17 protein-coding genes are annotated in these 16,491 nt (G+C 69.7%); 10 read left to right on the top strand and 7 right to left on the bottom strand.

Annotated features, from left to right (window positions below):
- The first annotated feature begins 12 nt into the window (after positions 1–12).
- A complete protein-coding gene (locus VEA98_RS09160) occupies positions 13–2,175 on the top strand; it encodes a primosomal protein N' (protein ID WP_324813270.1) in 2,163 nt (720 codons plus the stop codon).
- A 286-nt stretch (positions 2,176–2,461) separates the two neighbouring features.
- Here VEA98_RS09160 and VEA98_RS09155 read toward each other — a convergent pair whose 3' ends face one another.
- Positions 2,462–3,247 carry a glutaminyl-peptide cyclotransferase gene (locus VEA98_RS09155; RefSeq protein WP_324813268.1) on the bottom strand — a complete coding sequence of 262 codons (786 nt, stop codon included), beginning with the start codon at positions 3,245–3,247 and terminating at the stop codon, positions 2,462–2,464.
- A gap of 1 nt (position 3,248) precedes the next feature.
- Positions 3,249–4,073, bottom strand: a complete 825-nt coding sequence (locus tag VEA98_RS09150) for a TerC family protein (RefSeq protein WP_324813265.1) — start codon at positions 4,071–4,073, stop codon at positions 3,249–3,251.
- A 149-nt stretch (positions 4,074–4,222) separates the two neighbouring features.
- Here VEA98_RS09150 and VEA98_RS09145 point away from each other — a divergent pair, with 149 nt between their 5' ends.
- Complete coding sequence (locus VEA98_RS09145) at positions 4,223–5,164, top strand: DUF808 domain-containing protein (protein ID WP_324813262.1); 942 nt, start codon at positions 4,223–4,225, stop codon at positions 5,162–5,164.
- 26 nt (positions 5,165–5,190) lie between these two features.
- Here the strand turns inward: VEA98_RS09145 and VEA98_RS09140 are convergent, their stop codons facing one another.
- Entirely contained in the window at positions 5,191–6,048 is an 858-nt protein-coding gene (locus tag VEA98_RS09140) for an endonuclease/exonuclease/phosphatase family protein (RefSeq protein ID WP_324813260.1), read from the bottom strand.
- Between the two features lie 254 nt (positions 6,049–6,302).
- Between VEA98_RS09140 and VEA98_RS09135 the strand changes: the two genes are divergently transcribed.
- From VEA98_RS09135 to VEA98_RS09100, 8 genes are all read left to right on the top strand, one after another.
- Entirely contained in the window at positions 6,303–6,857 is a 555-nt protein-coding gene (locus VEA98_RS09135) for a F0F1 ATP synthase subunit delta (RefSeq protein WP_324813258.1), read from the top strand.
- Positions 6,858–6,920: 63 nt separating this feature from the next.
- A complete protein-coding gene (atpA, locus tag VEA98_RS09130; protein ID WP_324813256.1) occupies positions 6,921–8,456 on the top strand; it encodes a F0F1 ATP synthase subunit alpha in 1,536 nt (511 codons plus the stop codon).
- A 33-nt stretch (positions 8,457–8,489) separates the two neighbouring features.
- Positions 8,490–9,368: a F0F1 ATP synthase subunit gamma gene (locus VEA98_RS09125; protein ID WP_324813253.1), complete on the top strand. Its 879-nt coding sequence runs from the start codon at positions 8,490–8,492 to the stop codon at positions 9,366–9,368.
- A gap of 40 nt (positions 9,369–9,408) precedes the next feature.
- Positions 9,409–10,962 (top strand): F0F1 ATP synthase subunit beta, encoded by a 1,554-nt coding sequence (gene atpD, locus VEA98_RS09120; protein ID WP_324813250.1) that lies wholly within the window; start codon positions 9,409–9,411, stop codon positions 10,960–10,962.
- Positions 10,963–10,964: 2 nt separating this feature from the next.
- A complete protein-coding gene (locus VEA98_RS09115) occupies positions 10,965–11,234 on the top strand; it encodes an ATP synthase F1 subunit epsilon (RefSeq protein ID WP_324813247.1) in 270 nt (89 codons plus the stop codon).
- Between the two features lie 202 nt (positions 11,235–11,436).
- On the top strand, positions 11,437–11,757 hold the full coding sequence (locus VEA98_RS09110) for a multidrug efflux SMR transporter (RefSeq protein WP_324813244.1): 321 nt from the start codon (positions 11,437–11,439) through the stop codon (positions 11,755–11,757).
- Positions 11,758–11,788: 31 nt separating this feature from the next.
- On the top strand, positions 11,789–12,034 hold the full coding sequence (locus VEA98_RS09105) for a DUF1272 domain-containing protein (protein WP_324813241.1): 246 nt from the start codon (positions 11,789–11,791) through the stop codon (positions 12,032–12,034).
- Complete coding sequence (locus VEA98_RS09100) at positions 12,031–12,597, top strand: hypothetical protein (protein WP_324813239.1); 567 nt, start codon at positions 12,031–12,033, stop codon at positions 12,595–12,597. The genes VEA98_RS09105 and VEA98_RS09100 overlap by 4 nt, the downstream gene beginning before the upstream one ends.
- Here VEA98_RS09100 and VEA98_RS09095 read toward each other — a convergent pair whose 3' ends face one another.
- The 4 genes from VEA98_RS09095 to VEA98_RS09080 all read right to left on the bottom strand — a co-directional run bounded on the left by VEA98_RS09095 (position 12,598) and on the right by VEA98_RS09080 (position 16,354).
- Positions 12,598–13,074 (bottom strand): RNA pyrophosphohydrolase, encoded by a 477-nt coding sequence (locus VEA98_RS09095; protein WP_324813237.1) that lies wholly within the window; start codon positions 13,072–13,074, stop codon positions 12,598–12,600. It abuts the gene before it with no gap.
- A gap of 121 nt (positions 13,075–13,195) precedes the next feature.
- Complete coding sequence (locus VEA98_RS09090) at positions 13,196–14,386, bottom strand: divergent polysaccharide deacetylase family protein (protein WP_324813235.1); 1,191 nt, start codon at positions 14,384–14,386, stop codon at positions 13,196–13,198.
- A 141-nt stretch (positions 14,387–14,527) separates the two neighbouring features.
- Entirely contained in the window at positions 14,528–14,902 is a 375-nt protein-coding gene (locus VEA98_RS09085) for a four helix bundle protein (RefSeq protein ID WP_324813233.1), read from the bottom strand.
- Between the two features lie 81 nt (positions 14,903–14,983).
- A complete protein-coding gene (locus tag VEA98_RS09080; protein WP_324813231.1) occupies positions 14,984–16,354 on the bottom strand; it encodes a S41 family peptidase in 1,371 nt (456 codons plus the stop codon).
- Between the last annotated feature and the right edge of the window lie 137 nt (positions 16,355–16,491).

The raw sequence follows: 16,491 nt of genomic DNA, 5'->3' as shown, positions 1-16,491 counted from the left end.
TTGGGGCCGCCGGTGAAAGTCGCCTCCGTTCTCATTCCGCTGCCGGTGCCGGAGGCCTTCGACTACGAGGTTCCGGAAGCGCTCGACCTTGCGCGGGGCGATCAGGTGGCCGTGCCGTTGGGGCCGAGGCTGATGCGCGGGGTGGTGGCGGAGGTTCGCGAGACCACGGGGTCGAACCGGCGGCTCAAGGCGGTGGAGCAGCGGCTGGACGATCCGCGGCTGCCGGAGCGGACGGTGGATTTCGTGGAATGGGCGGCGCGGTGGACGCTGAGCGCGCCGGGCGAGATGGCTTCGGCGGCGCTGAAGGGGCTGCGGGCGCCGCGGCCGCGGCCGGAGCGACGGGTGCGGCGGGTGGCGGACCGGTGGCCGGTGCGGCCGACAGCGGCGCGGACGGCGGTGCTGGAGGCGCTGGGCGAGCGGGCCATGCCGGGGCCCGACCTGGCGCGGGCGGCGGGGGTGTCGTCGGGGGTGGTCAAGGGGCTGGTCGACGAGGGGGTGCTGGAGGCGGTGGAGATCGAGGCCATGGCGGCCTTCGACGCCCCGGACCCGGATCATGCCCCGGCGACCCTGAACGCCGATCAGGCGGCGGCGGCGGCGGCCATCGCCGAGGCGACGGGCAGGGGCGGGTTCGCGCCCTTCCTGCTGGACGGGGTGACGGGCTCGGGCAAGACCGAGGCCTATCTGGAGGCGGCGGCGCGGACGCTGAAGGCCGACCCGATGGCGCAGGTGCTGATCCTGCTGCCGGAGATCGCCCTGACCCAGGCCCTGATCGAGCGGATCGCGGCGCGGTTCGGGGCGGCGCCGGCGGAGTGGCATTCGGGGGTGGCCCCGCCCCGGCGGCGGCAGGTCTGGGAGGCGGTGGTCGCAGGGCGCTGCAACATCGTGGTCGGGGCCCGGTCGGCGCTGTTCCTGCCCTATGCCAACCTGCGTCTGATCGTGGTCGACGAGGAGCACGACGGCTCGTTCAAACAGGAGGAGGGGCTGGTCTATCACGGCCGCGACCTGGCCGTGGCGCGAGCGCGGATCGAGGCGGCGACGGTGGTGCTGGCCTCGGCGACGCCGTCGCTGGAGACGCTGTGGAACGCCCATCACGGGCGCTACGGCTGGCTGAAGCTGGAGGCGCGGCACGGGGCGGCGGTGCTGCCGCAGATTTCGCTGCTGGACCTGAGGCAGAGCCCGCCGGATCCGCAGACCTGGCTGTCGCAGCCGTTGCGGGAGGGGATCGGCGAGACGCTGATGCGGGGCGAGCAGACGCTGCTGTTCCTGAACCGCCGGGGCTATGCGCCGGTGGTGCTGTGCCGCGCCTGCGGGCACCGGCTGACGGCGCCGGACACCGACAGCTGGCTGGTCGAGCATCGCTACACCGGGCGGCTGGTCTGCCACCTGACCGGCTTCACCATGATGCGGCCGAAGCACTGCCCGTCGTGCGGGGCGGAGGATTCGCTGGTCTCGGTCGGGCCGGGGGTGGAGCGGGTCGAGGAGGAGGTGCGCCAGCTGTTCCCGCAGGCGCGGACGGCGGTGTTCAGCTCGGACACCGTGCCCGACGGCAAGTCGGCGCGGGCGCTGATCCAGCGGATGGCCGAGGGCGAGATCGACATCCTGGTGGCGACCCAGGCGGCGGCCAAGGGGCACAATTTCCCGCATCTGACCCTGGTCGGGGTGGTCGACGCCGACCTGGGCCTGAGGGGCGGCGACCTGCGGGCGGCGGAGCGGACCTTCCAGCTGCTGACCCAGGCGACGGGCCGGGCCGGGCGGGCGGAGAAGCCGGGGCGGGCCATCCTGCAGACCTGGACGCCGGAGCATCCGGTGCTGCAGGCGCTGGCGGCGGGCGACCGCGACGCCTTCGTCGAGGCCGAGATGGCGGAGCGCGAGGCGGCGGTGCTGCCGCCCTATGGCCGACTGGCCGCGATCATCCTGTCGGGCGAGAACGCGGCGGCGGTGGAGAAGGCAGCCCGGGAACTGGCGGGGTCGATCCCCAACGCCGAGCGGCTGGAGGTCTATGGGCCGGCCGACGCGCCGCTGGCGCTGGTGCGGGGGCGGCGAAGGAAGCGTCTGCTGGTGCGGGCGGATCGGGACGTCGATCTGCAGGGCTTCCTGCGGGCCTGGCTGGCGCGGGTGAAGGTCCCGGCCAGCGTGCGGCTCAACGTGGACGTGGACCCGTACAGCTTCCTGTAGAGGTTTCTACCCGGGTGAAACCCGGAAAAAACGGTCCGAAGCGTCCGTAGAGTCCGTAGCGTCCGTAGAGTGCATAGCGGCCGGATTGGCGGGTTCGATTGTCAAAGACCGGCGGCGTCGGCGAACCGGACCATTATACGGTCTTGGCGTGGTGTGCGCAGAAGGCGGAGGCGAGAAAAGGGGATGCGGCTGAAAACCCGGGAGGTATTCGGCTGAACCCGACTATGGATTGCCCGATTGTCAGCACAGCGTCACACCCCTCCGGCTTTCGCAGGGGCGTCGGGCGCTACGGCGCTTCCGTCAGCCTGATTTCAAACAGGCTGGGCCAGTTCTTGCCGGTGACGAAAAGGCGGCGGCCCGCGGAGTCCCAGGCGATGCCGTTCAGGACATCGTCGGCAGGCTGCATGCCGGTGCGATCGGGGAGCAGCCCGGTCAGGTCGACGACGCCGGTGACAACACCGGTCGCGGGGTCGATGCGGACGATGGCGTCCTGGGTCCAGACGTTGGCCCAGACCTCGCCGTCGATCCACTCCAGTTCGTTCAGGCGGGGGAGCGGCCGGCCGCGGAACGTGACCTGGACCCGGCCGGTCTCGGTCATGGTCGCGGGGTCGAGAAAGCGGAGGACCGGCGTGCCGTCCGACACGATCAGGCGCCGTCCATCGTCGGTCAGGCCCCAGCCCTCGCCCTCCAGCGGAAACTCGCCGAGCCGCGACAGGTCGGCGGCGTTCCAGACGAAGCCCTTGCCGTCATGCCAGGTCAGGGTGATCAGCCGGCCGTCGATCTCGGTCAGGCCCTCGCCAAAAAGATCGGGCGAGAGTTCGACGCGCTGCTCGACGACGCCGTCGTCCAGCCGCACCCGGCGGACCGTGGAGGGGTAGCGGCCCGTGCTCTCGAACAGGATGCCGCCGACATAGGCGAGGCCCTGGGTGAAGGCCTCGCGGTCGTGCGGCCGCACGCGCACCACTTGATAGCCGTAGAAGACCGGCTCGACGGCCTGGGTCCGGACCGGACCTGCGGCGGCGACCGGCGCGGCGGCCAGCAGCAGGGCGGCGAGGACAGCCGCCGCGCCCACGCTACACCCCCGGTTCGGCGGTTTCGGCCTTGTTGAGCTGCGCCTGCCTCGCCTCGAGGGCGGCGGCCTTCTTCGCGGCGGAGCGGCGGCCCAGCATGTTGAGGCTCTCGACCAGGGCCGAGAAGGCCATGGCGGCGTAGATGTAGCCCTTGGGCACGTGGACGCCGAAGCCGTCGGCGATCAGCACCATCCCGATCATCAGCAGGAAGCCGAGGGCCAGCATGACCACGGTGGGGTTCTTGTCGATGAAGTCGCCAAGCGGGTCGGAGGCGAACAGCATGGCGGCGACGGCGATGACCACGGCGACCATCATGATCGGCACGTGATCGGTCATGCCGACCGCGGTCAGGATGGAGTCGATCGAGAACACCAGATCGAGCAGGATGATCTGAACGATGGCGGAGCCGACGTTGTTGATCACGGCGCCGGCCTTGTCCTTCTCCAGCATGTCGTCGCTGGGGGTGGTGTCGACGGCGTGGTGGATTTCCTTGGTGGCCTTCCAGACGAGGAACAGGCCGCCGGCGATCAGGATCAGGTCGCGCCAGCTGAAGGCGGTGTCCCAGCCCTCGCCGTCGAGGCCGAGGTCGAAGACCGGCTGGGTCAGACCGACGATCCAGCCGATCATGGCCAGCAGGCCGAGACGCATAATCAGGGCCAGAGCGATGCCGATGCGGCGGGTGCGCTGGCGGTGCTCCGGCGGCAGCTTGTTCGACAGGATCGAGATGAAGATCAGATTGTCGATGCCGAGCACGACCTCCATGACCACCAGGGTGACCAGGGCCGCCCAGGCGGCGGGATCGGCGAAGAGTGCGGTTATTTCGGTCATGGGTTCGGGATACGGCAGCCGGGGAAACCGCGCCAGAATTTTCGGCCGGGACGGCGCGCGTCAGGGCGCCGCGCCGCGCCGGCCCCTCTGGACCCGGTCGCCGGGCTCGCCTAGCCAGAAAGCAACTGGATTTATCTGTCAGGTGAAGCGTGCCCTCAGGTCTTGCCGCCCTTCTCGATGACGTCGCCACCATCGCCAAGATGGCGGCGGCCTCCGTCGACGACGTGTCCGCCGCCGCCAGCCGCGCCAGCATGAAGGCCGCCGGGGTCGTGGTCGACGACGCCGCGGTGACGCCGGGCTATGCGATGGGATTTTCGCCGGCGCGCGAACTGCCCATCATCCGCAAGATCGCCGTCGGCTCACTGAAGAACAAATTCCTGATCCTGATGCCGGGCGCGCTGCTGATCAGCGCCTTTGCGCCCTGGGCCCTCACGCCGCTGCTGATGATGGGCGGCGCCTATCTGTGTTTCGAGGCGGCCGAGAAGCTGTGGGGCAATCTGGCGGGACATGGTCAGGGCGAGAAGGCGCCTGACGAACTGGCCCTGTCGTCCGAAGAGCAGGAAAAGAAGATGGTCGGTTCGGCGATCCGCACGGACCTGATCCTGTCGGCCGAGATCACCGCCATCGCCCTGGCCGATCTGGCCGAGCGCCCGCTGGCGACGCAGGCGGCGGCCCTGGCCATCGTCGGCCTGCTGATCACCGTGGCGGTCTACGGCGCCGTGGCCCTGATCGTGAAGATGGACGACATCGGCCTGCATCTGGCCGAGCGCCGCTCCGCTTCGGCCCGGGCGCTGGGCCGCGGGCTGGTCCACGCCATGCCGATGGTGCTGGGCGGACTGGCGACGATCGGCACCGCGGCGATGCTGTGGGTCGGCGGAGGGATCCTCGTCCACGGTCTGCATGAATACCACCTCGACGCCCTGCCGGGGCTGATCGAGGGTCTGGCGCACGCCGCCGGAAGCGTCCCGCTGATCGGCCCCGTCACCGGCTGGCTGGCGACGGCCGCCGCCTCGGCGGTGGTGGGCCTCGTGGTCGGCGCCGTGGTCGTGGCGATCCTGCATTTCATCCCGCGCAAGCGCGCCGCCCACTGACGGACGGGCGCGGCGGGGTCGCCTGTTCAGCGCCCGGCCGGGACCAGGTCCGCCACCACCGGGAAATGGTCCGAGATGACGCGGCCGCCGAAGGAGTCGGTCAGGACGCCGAACCGCTCCACCGCCAGGCCGGGACCGACAAAGACGTGGTCGATGGCGACGCCGTCGTTGTCGCTGGCGAGGTCGAAGGCGTTGAAGGTGCCGGCGGGGCCGAAGTCGACGGCGCTGATCGCCCGGGCGTCGCGCAGGCCGGAGGCGACGATGCGGCGATACGGCGCGGTCTGCGGCCCGGTGTTGAAGTCGCCCATCAGCACGACGTCGGCGTCCGCGGCGGCCGGGGCGAGGCTGGAGACCAGGTCGGCGCACTGCTCCCGGGCGACGACGCCGACGTGGTCGAAATGGGCGTTGCGCACGTCGAGCAGCCGGCCGTCGCGGCGGTCGCGCAGCAGGACGCGGGTGACGGTGCGCGGGTAGGCGGCGTCCCAGCCCTTCGACGGCGTGGTCGGGGTCGGGGAGCACCAGAAGGTCTCGGTGCGCAGGGCCTCGTAACGGTCGCGCTTCCAGAACAGGGTGGTGGTTTCTCCGACGGGTCCGCCATCGTCGCGGCCGACGCCGTAGCGGTCCCAGGCCGGCAGGTGTTCGGCCAGATAGCCGACCATGGCCGAATGGGCCTCCTGCACGCCGAGCAGGTCGGGGTCGTAGAAGGCGATCTGGGCCGCCATGTGCGGCCGGCGCTCAAGCCAGGTCGGATTGTCGGTCGGGACATCGACGCGGATGTTGTAGCTCATCACCCGGAACGAGGCGGGGTCGTGGGCCAGCGCGGCGGAGGCGAGCGACAGCACAGAGGCGGCCGCGACGGCGGGGAGGATGCGGGCGAGGGTCATGCCGCGATCTTCGGCTTCCGGACCCGCGGGGACACGTCAATTGTCGTTACGCCGCCCTCGGCAGGAGAAGCCGCTGCGGCGGACCGCCTCGGTTGCGGTCGGGGGGTTACGGTGCTATCAGGCGCCCGGCTTAGGCCGAGGGTGCGTCGCGAGACGTTTCTTCGGCGTGCTTTCTTCAAGCATTTCAGGCCTTTGACCGGTGCGCACCCCGCCGCCGGTCGTCAACCCGAACGCTAACCCGCGCGGACCATACAGTGGCTGACGATTACAGGACGACGGAAGTCGGCGAGCGCTATGCACAGGCGCTGTTCGACCTCGCTGACGAGACGGGCGTCCTCGACGCCGTGCGCGCCGATCTCAAGTCGCTGCGCGCCGCGTGGAACGACAGCGCCGACCTGCGCCGTCTGGCCACCTCGCCGGTGATCGCCGCCGAGGACCAGCAGAAGGGCCTCGCAGCCATCGCCGACGCGGCGAAGTTCAACGGGGTGACGCGCAACTTCCTCGGCCTGCTGGGCCAGAACGGCCGTTCGCGCGACCTGCCGGGCGTGATCGCCGGCTTCGAGGCGCTGTATGCGAAGAAGACGGGCGTGGTCGCCGCCGAGGTGGTTTCGGCCCAGGCCCTGAGCGCCGCCCAGATGAAATCCATCCAGTCCGCCCTGCGCGCCTCGCTGGGCAAGGACCCGGAAATGACCGCCCGCGTCGATCCGTCGATCCTCGGCGGCCTGAAGGTCAAGGTGGGGTCGAAGCTGTTCGACGCCTCGCTGAAGACCAAGCTCGACCAGATGAAATTCGCGCTCAAGCGCGCCTAACCCACGACGGCGACCGGTCCCAAGGACCGGGGCGCACCAAGAGACGAAGACAGAGAGATCCAAATGGACATCCGCGCCGCCGAAATCTCGGCCATCCTCAAGTCGCAGATCGCCAATTTCGGCGTGGAAGCGGACGTCTCGGACGTCGGCCAGGTGCTGTCGGTCGGCGACGGCATCGCCCGCATTCACGGTCTGGACAACGTCCAGGCCGGCGAGATGATCGAATTCCCCAAGGCCGGCGTGAAGGGCATGGCCCTGAACCTCGAGCGCGACAACGTCGGGGCGGTGATCTTCGGCGCGGACAGCCAGATCGCCGAGGGCGACGAGGTCCGCCGTCTGGGCGAGATCGTGGACGTGCCGGTCGGCAAGGGCCTGCTGGGCCGCGTCGTCAACCCGCTGGGCGAGCCGATCGACGGCAAGGGCCCGATCCAGTTCACCGAGCGCCGCCGCGTCGACGTCAAGGCTCCGGGCATCATCCCGCGGAAGTCGGTGCACGAGCCGATGCAGACCGGCCTGAAGGCCATCGACACCCTGATCCCGATCGGCCGCGGCCAGCGCGAGCTGATCATCGGCGACCGTCAGGTCGGCAAGACCGCCGTGGCCGTCGACACCATCCTGAACCAGAAGGCCACCAACGCCGCCGCGACGTCGGAAGGCGAGAAGCTGTACTGCATCTACGTCGCCATCGGCCAGAAGCGCTCGACCGTGGCCCAGATCGTCAAGACGCTCGAGGAGCGCGGCGCCCTGGACTACACCATCGTCGTCGCCGCCACGGCCTCGGAGCCGGCCCCGCTGCAGTTCCTGGCCCCGTTCTCGGGCACGGCCATGGGCGAGTTCTTCCGCGACAACGGCATGCACGCCCTGATCGTCTATGACGACCTGTCCAAGCAGGCCGTGGCCTATCGCCAGATGTCGCTGCTGCTGCGCCGTCCGCCGGGCCGCGAAGCCTATCCGGGCGACGTCTTCTACCTGCACTCGCGCCTGCTGGAGCGTTCGGCCAAGCTGAACGAGGACAACGGCGCCGGCTCGATGACCGCCCTGCCGCTGATCGAGACCCAGGCCAACGACGTGTCGGCCTACATCCCGACCAACGTGATCTCGATCACCGACGGCCAGATCTTCCTGGAATCGGACCTGTTCTACCAGGGCATCCGCCCGGCCGTGAACGTCGGCATCTCGGTGTCGCGCGTGGGCTCCTCGGCCCAGATCAAGGCGATGAAGCAGGTCGCCGGCTCCATCAAGGGCGAGCTGGCCCAGTACCGGGAGATGGCCGCCTTCGCCAAGTTCGGTTCGGACCTCGACGCCTCGACCCAGAAGCTGCTGGCCCGCGGCGCCCGCCTGACCGAGCTGCTGAAGCAGCCGCAGTACTCGCCGCTGACGGTCGAGGAGCAGGTCGTCTCGGTCTACGCCGGCACGCGCGGCTACCTGGACAATGTGGCCATCGGCGACATCCAGCGCTTCGAGAGCGAACTGCTGGCCCGCCTGCACTCGGGCCACGCCTCGATCCTCGACGGCATCCGCACCAAGAAGGCGCTGACGCCCGAGCTGGAAACCGAGCTGAAGGCGGCCATCGAAGCCTTCGCCAAGACCTTCGCCTGACCTGACCTGTAGGGACTAGAAAGAGCAGCCCGAATGGCCAGCCTCAAGGAAATGCGCAATCGGATCGGAAGCGTGAAAGCCACGCAGAAGATCACGAAAGCCATGCAGATGGTCGCCGCGGCCAAGCTGAAACGCGCCCAGGACCAGGCCGTCGCGGCCCGGCCCTACGCCTCGCGCATGGCGGCCGTCATCGCCAACCTGGCGGCCGGCGTCTCGGGCGAGGGCGCGCCGAAGCTCCTCGCCGGCACCGGCTCGGACCAGCGCCACCTGATCGTGGTGGCCTCGTCCGACAAGGGCCTCGCCGGCGGCTTCTCGTCGAACATCATCCGCGCCGCCCGCGAGCGCATCAACGGCCTGATCGCCGCCGGCAAGGACGTCCGCGTCATCGCCGTGGGCCGCAAGTCGCGCGACCAGCTGACCCGGCTGTACGGCGACAGGATCGTGCGCACCTTCGAACTGTCGGAGCACAAGACCATCGGCCTGCCCTCGGCCCAGCCGATCGCCGAGCTGATCGCCGACGAGTTCGAGAACGGGCGCGCCGACGTGGTCACCCTGTTCTACAGCCAGTTCAAGTCGGTGATCTCGCAGGTCCCGACCGCCAAGCAGCTGATCCCGGCCGTGGTCGAGGGCGGCGCCGAGCCGATCAACCTGAACGGCGCGGTCTACGACTACGAACCGTCCGAGGAGGAGATCCTCGACACCCTGCTGCCGCGCAACATCACCACCCAGATCCTGGCCTCGCTCTACGAGAACCAGGCCGGCTTCTACGGGGCCCAGATGGGCGCCATGGACGCGGCCACGCGCAACGCCGGCGACATGATTTCCGCCCTCACCCTGCAATACAACCGATCCCGCCAGGCGCAGATCACCAAGGAGCTGATCGAGATCATCTCCGGCGCCGAAGCCCTCTGATCTGATCCTGACCGCACAAGACGACAACGGACCCGCACCGATGACCGACACCACCGCTCCCAAGAAGACCGCGACCCGCAAGCCGGCCGCGCCCAAGGCTCCCAAGGCCGCCGCCGCCACCGGCAACGCCGTGGTCACCGCCGGCACCGGCGTGGGCAAGATCGCCCAGGTCATCGGCGCCGTCGTCGACGTCGAGTTCGAGGGCCAGCTGCCGGCCATCCTGAACGCGCTCGAAACGACCAACGTCGACCAGAAGACGGGCGAGCCCTTCCGCCTGGTGCTGGAAGTCGCCCAGCACCTGGGTGAGAACATGGTCCGCACCATCGCCATGGACACCACCGAGGGCCTGACCCGCGGCCAGGCCGTGACCGACACCGGCACCTCGATCCTGGCCCCGGTCGGACCGGGCACCCTCGGCCGCATCATGAACGTCGTCGGCGCGCCGATCGACGAGGCCGGCCCGATCAAGACCCAGATGTACCGCCCGATTCACCGCGAGGCGCCGTCGTTCGAAGAGCAGTCGACGTCGTCGGAAATCCTCGTCACCGGGATCAAGGTCATCGACCTGATCTGCCCCTACACCAAGGGCGGCAAGATCGGCCTGTTCGGCGGCGCGGGCGTCGGCAAGACCGTGACCATGCAGGAGCTGATCAACAACATCGCCAAGGCGTACGGCGGTTACTCGGTTCTGGCCGGCGTGGGCGAGCGCACCCGCGAGGGCAACGACCTGTACCACGAGATGATCGAGTCCAACGTCAACGTGGACCCGGCCAAGAACAACGGCTCGACCGAGGGCTCCAAATGCGCCCTCGTCTACGGCCAGATGAACGAGCCGCCCGGCGCCCGCGCCCGCGTCGCCCTGACCGGCCTGGCCCAGGCCGAGTACTTCCGCGACGAGGAAGGCAAGGACGTGCTGCTGTTCGTCGACAACATCTTCCGTTTCACCCAGGCCGGCTCGGAAGTGTCGGCGCTGCTGGGCCGCATCCCGTCGGCCGTGGGCTATCAGCCGACGCTGGCCACCGAGATGGGCAACCTGCAGGAGCGCATCACCTCGACCAAGAAGGGCTCGATCACCTCGGTCCAGGCCATCTACGTGCCCGCCGACGACCTGACCGACCCGGCGCCCGCCGCCTCGTTCGCCCACCTCGACGCCACCACCGTGCTGAGCCGCGACATCGCCGCCCAGGCCATCTTCCCGGCCGTGGACCCGCTGGACTCGACCTCGCGGATCATGGACCCGCTGGTCATCGGCGAGGAGCACTACCAGGTCGCCCGTTCGGTCCAGGAAGTGCTGCAGCAGTACAAGGCGCTGAAGGACATCATCGCCATCCTGGGCATGGACGAGCTGTCGGAAGAGGACAAGCTGGTCGTGGCCCGCGCCCGCAAGATCCAGCGCTTCCTGTCGCAGCCGTTCTTCGTGGCCGAGCAGTTCACCAACTCGCCGGGCAAGTTCGTCTCGCTGGAAGACACGATCCGCTCGTTCAAGGGCATCGTGGCCGGTGAATACGACCACCTGCCGGAAGCCGCCTTCTACATGGTCGGCGCCATCGAAGAGGCCGTCGCCAAGGCCGAGAAGATGGCTTCGGAAGCCTGATCATGGCCGGCAAGCTGAGCTTTTCGCTGGTGTCGCCTGAACGCGAGGTCTTCGCCGGCCTCGTGGACCAGGTCGATGCGCCCGGCGTCGAGGGCGATTTCGGCGTCCTGGCCGACCACGCGCCCTTCATGACCGCCCTGCGCGAAGGCGTGGTGACGGTCATGGACGGCGGCTCGCGCCGCCAGTTCGAGGTGCACGGCGGCTTCGCCGACGTCACCCCGGCGGGCCTGACCATCCTGGCCGAACAGGCCTCGGAAGTGGCGGCGGGCTAAGGCCCACGCTCGTGGAATCTTGAAAAGCCGGCGCCGCACGCGGTCGCCGGCTTTTTGTTGCGCGTCGGCGGCGCTTGACCCCCGCGCCGCAAGTCCTAGATAGCCGTTCGCAAGACGAGGCCACGTCCTCGCTCCCGCGCCGATCCAGCATCGGACGGGACGAAGTCCGGGACGGCCCGGCCCTTTGAGAGGAGGGCCGCGCGTGGCCTGGACGTATCTGATCATCGCCGGACTGCTGGAAGTCGTCTGGGCGTATTTCATGAAACAGTCGGCCGGGTTCACCCGCCTGTGGCCGAGCGTGGCGACGCTGGGTTTCATGGGGGTGAGCTTCGCCCTGCTGTCGCTGGCCATGCGGTCGCTGCCGATGGGCACGGCCTATACGGTGTGGACCGGCATCGGCGCGGTGGGGGCCTTCATCGTCGGGGTGGTGTTCCTGCAGGAGCACGTCAACCTGTGGCGCGTGCTGGCGGCCGGGCTGATCATCGCCGGGATCGTGATGATGCGGCTGGCGCCGGGACAGTGACGGTGTAGCTTCGGCCGCAGGGAGACCGCCCGTGCTCGAACTCAGACCCAACTGCGAATGCTGCGACCGGGACCTGCCGTTCGACAGCCCCGACGCGCGTATCTGCACCTTCGAATGCACCTTCTGCTCGGAGTGCGTGGAGGGGGCCCTGAAGGGCGTCTGCCCCAACTGCGGCGGCGGCTTCGTTCCCCGGCCGGTCCGGCCCGCGCGGCTGATGGAGACCTATCCCGCCTCGACCCGGCGGGTGCTCAAGGCGACGGGCTGCATCGGGCCATGATGGCCGGGCGCGCTCTCGCCGCCGGCTTGGCCGCGGCCCTGACCCTGTCCTCCTGCGCTCACGTCGGCGAGGGAGACGAACCGCTGGTCATGACCGAACGCGTGATGCGCGAGGCCTGCATCCCCTTCGTGGTCGACGGCATCGACGCGGATGAGGTCGGTCGGCGGCTCGGCGGCTGGTGGAGCCGGAACTTTCCGGACCCGTTCACGCCGCCGCAGGGGCCGATCTTCCGCCGGGGCGGTGCGACGGTGCAGGTCATCGACGGGCGTTCGGCCCGTACGCTGGACGGCCGGCTGACCACCCGCCCGATGCGTCACTGTCGGCTGTGGCTGGGAAGGACGCCGGAAACGGGCCTGGTGGAGGCCGTCGCCTCGGCGGTCGGGACGCGGGCAGGCGTCGTCCTGGCGGCGCCGGGAACGGCGGATGGCAACCGGAAGATCATCGCCTGCATTCCCTCGGGAGAGGGGCGGATCGCCGTCGTCAGCGTCCTTGTCTTTCCGAATGGCGAGACCGGAGCCAACGTTCACGAAACCAGCGCCGGCCCGCGCAACTGCGTCGGCTGATCAGACCACCAGCGGCGCGAACGCCTGGACCACCTGTTCGTAGGCCTTGCGCTTGAAGGGGACGATGAGGTCGGGGGCTTCGTCGAGACGACCCCAGCGCCAGGCGTCGAACTCGATGTCGCCGTGGGTTTCGAGGTCGATTTCGGATTCGTCGCCGGTGAAGCGGAAGGCGAACCATTTCTGCTTCTGGCCGGCGAAGCCGCGCGCCTGCTTGCTCCCGCCGTAGTCGGCCGGGAAGGCGTAGGCGATCCACTCCTCGGTCCTGGCCAGAAGTTCGGCGGAGGTGACGCCCGTCTCCTCGGCCAGCTCGCGGCGGGCGGCGGCCTCGTAGTCCTCCCCCTCGTCGACTCCGCCCTGGGGGAACTGCCAGTTATGCGGCCCCGGCGTATTGGCGCGACGGCCGTACCAGACCCGGCCGTCCGGGTGGAACAGCACGACGCCGACGTTGGGGCGGTATTGGCTGAGGGGGTCGGTCATGGGAGAGGCAGCAGGCAACAGGCAGCAGGCAGCAGGGAAGAAGATTGCTTATAGCAGGCCGGGTCGGCTGTCGCGCCGCCTGCTGCCTGCTGCCTGCTGCCTGCTGCCTGTTGCCCGCTGCCTATCTTCCCGGCCGGTTCGCCAGCGCGCTCGCCGGGGCCAGTTGCAGGCCGCGGGCCTCGAGACCGGCCGTCCAGCGGGCGGCGGCCTCGACGGTGACGGGGTAGCTGAAGCCCGTGCCGAGGGCCTGGCCCCGGGCCTTGGCGAGGGCCTCCAGGGCGTTCAGCTGGCCGACGATGGCGGTGGGGGTCTGCTGTTCATCGATGATGCGGTTGGCGCTGGCGCGCGACCAGGCCCCGGGGCGGCGGCTCATCGAACCGTCGTCGAGAAAGGCCACGCCATGCTGGCGCAGCATGGTCATGAAGGTGGCCATGCCCGTGTCCGAGGTCGCGAAGCGGTCGCCCAGATAGTTGGTGACGCCGAAATAGCCGACAGCGCGGCCCAGCAGCCAGTTCATCTTCGCCTGGATGTCGGCGGGCTCGGCGTTGGCCAGCAGGGTGTAGGGGCCAGGATCGTTGTTGGGATAGCCGGTCGGCTCCATCGGCATTTCCAGCATGACCTCGTGGCCCTGGGCGCGGGCGAGGTCGATCCAGCCCTGCAGGCCCTCGGCGTAGGGCACGAAGCTGAGGGTGACCTCGGCCGGCAGGCGCTCGATGGCGGCGCGGGTGGTGACGGCGTTGAGCCCGAGCCCGCCGACGATCAGGGCGACGCGCGGCTTGCCGTTGGAGACGAAGGGACGGGCGTAGGCCTGGGCGGGGACGCGGCCGTCCGGGGCGATGCGCGGCAGCGGGCCGTCGGGGCCGGGCTGGGTGAGGCCGGCGATGGGGGCGGCGGGCAGCGGCTGGGCGGCCACCCGGGGGGCGGTGACGGGGGCGCCGGCGCCGGAGACGGTGGCGCCGTCGGGCAGGGTGATCACCGCCTCGCCCATCAGGGCCGGGTCGCCGCCGGCGGCCAGGTCCTGGTAGATGCCGGAGCCGTCCACCGAGAAGGCCTCGAGGCCGGTGGGAACCGGGGCAACGGCGGCGGAAGGACGGTTCAGGGCGACGCGGGCGGACGGGGCCCCGGCGCGGGGATCGCCGAGCACGGTGACGAACAGGGCGGCGGCGCCGAGCAGCAGCACCCCGGCGGCGGCGACGGCGACCGGCGGCCTCTTCAGCACCCGGATCACCGGGGCGAAGCTTTCGGCCATGGAGCGGCGGGCGGGCGGAGCGCCCGCGGTGGCGGCGAGGACGGACTGGCGCTTGGCGAACATGGGCAAGGAACTGGGCGCTCGAACCGGGGTCCGCGGGACGGACTCCTTCAAGGCCCACATTGGCCGTGCGTCGGTTAAGAAAGCCTAACGCGGTGTTAGCTATGCTTTGGAGGGATCAGGCAGCAGGCAGCAGGCAGCAGGTCAGCGGGAGGGTTGGGCCTCTACCCGGGTGATCAAACCGTGGAGCATGCGCCCCACTTCATCCGTCTGATCGAGCAGGGGCGCGGTGGCGCCAGAAGCAAGCAGCCCGACCCTCTCGGCGAGGATCAGATGGGTTTCAAGTTCCTTCAGCGAGCCGCGAGCAATCCTCAGGAAGCTGAGGTAGCTCGGCGTGCTCGCCCGGCCGTATCCTTCGGCGATATTGGCTGCGATCGAGGCGGCGGCCCGGCGACTTTGCGACGTCAGGCCGAAAAGTTCGTCCCGGGGATACGCCCTGGTCAATTCGTAGGTGCCGACGGCCACGTCCATCGCGCGTTGCCACACCTGCAGATCCCGATAACTACGCACTTCGGACATAACGTTCTCCGTACGCGTCGACTATTCATTCAGTCCCTGCAGTCACCCTGCTGCCTGCTGCCTGCTGCCTGCTGCCTCACTTCACGGCGTCTCGTCGGCTTCATCCGCCACCGCGGCCATGGCCGTGCCGGGTTCGGTGACGACGATGCCTTCGGGGGCCGCGGCCAGCTGGGTCAGGTTGCCGCCGGCGCGGAGCACGTCGAAGGCGCGCTCCAGCTGGTAGTCCTTGTCCTTGTCCCAGGATTCGCCGGGGGCCTCGTGCGGGGTGTGCGGCCCCTTGCGTTCGGCCCCGATGGAGGCGTCCAGGGCCGTGGCGTAGGCGGCCTCGGAATAGATGAAGTTGGAGCGCGAGACGATGCGCGCCTCGGCCTCGGAGCGGGCCACCTCGAGGTCGGGCTCGATGCCGATCTTCTGGATCGAGGCGCCCGAGGGCGTGAAATAGCGCGCCGTGGTGATCGACAGGGCGCCGTCCTGGCCGCCGCGCAGCGGGATGACGCTCTGCACCGAGCCCTTGCCGAAGCTGGTCAGGCCGACCAGCGTGGCGCGCTGGTGGTCCTTCAGGGCCCCGGCGACGATCTCGGAGGCCGAGGCCGAGCCGTAGTTGATCAGCACCACCACCGGCAGGCCGCCGGTCAGGTCGCCCGGGCGGGCGGCGTAGCGGATGATCTGCTCGGGCTGACGGCCGCGCTGGCTGACGATCTCGCCGCGCTCGAGGAAGGCGTCGGACACGGCGATGGCCGCGTCCAGCAGGCCGCCGCCGTTGTTGCGGAGATCGACGACGTAGCCCTTCAGGGCCGGGTTCTCGGCCTTAAGGCGGGCGATGGTCTCGCCGAGCTCGCGGCCGGTGTTCTCGTTGAAGGTCGAGATGCGCAGCACGCCGAAGTCGCCCTCGACGCGGCCGGTGACGGAGTCGATCTTGATGATCTCGCGGGTCAGGACGACCTCGCGCGGCTCCTCCCCGTCGCGCAGGAAGGTGACCTTGACCGAGGTGCCGGCCGCGCCGCGCAGCTTTTCGGAGACCTGGCTGACGGTCAGGCCCGACGAGCTCTGGCCCTCGATGGCCGAAATCACGTCGCCGGCCTGGACGCCGGCGCGGGCGGCGGGGCCGCCGTCCATCGGCGAGATGATCTTCACCAGCCCGCCTTCGGACGAGATGGTCAGGCCGACGCCGGTATACTGGCCCTCGGTGCGCTCGCGCAGCTCGCCGTAGGCCTTGAGCGGCAGGTAGGCCGAGTGCGGGTCCAGCGCCCCCATCATGCCCTGCAGGGCGGCCTCGATCAGCTTCTTGTCGTCGACGGGAACGACATAGTCGCGCTCGACCGTGGCGAGGGCGTCGCCGAACAGGCCGATCAGGCGGAAGGCCTCGTTGCGCGGCGTCTGGCCGGCGGTGGTGGCGGCGCCCAGGCCGACCACGGTGGCGGCGGCGGCGCCGATCATCAGCAACTTGCGCATTCGGTCTTCTTCCAGCGGGCCGGGGAGGCGGCCTGAACGTCATAGGTTATGAGGCCCGCGGCGACCAAATCGTGGCCGACCGGGGGTTCGCCGATAAAATCAGCGTCATCGGGGGATGGGAAGGGGATTCGCGGAAC

The sequence above is a fragment of the Brevundimonas sp. genome (assembly GCF_035627055.1).
In the GTDB taxonomy this organism is placed as follows: Bacteria; Pseudomonadota; Alphaproteobacteria; order Caulobacterales; family Caulobacteraceae; genus Brevundimonas.
The sequence above is the reverse complement of the archived record's forward strand: the minus strand, read 5'-3'. Positions and strand labels throughout refer to the sequence as shown.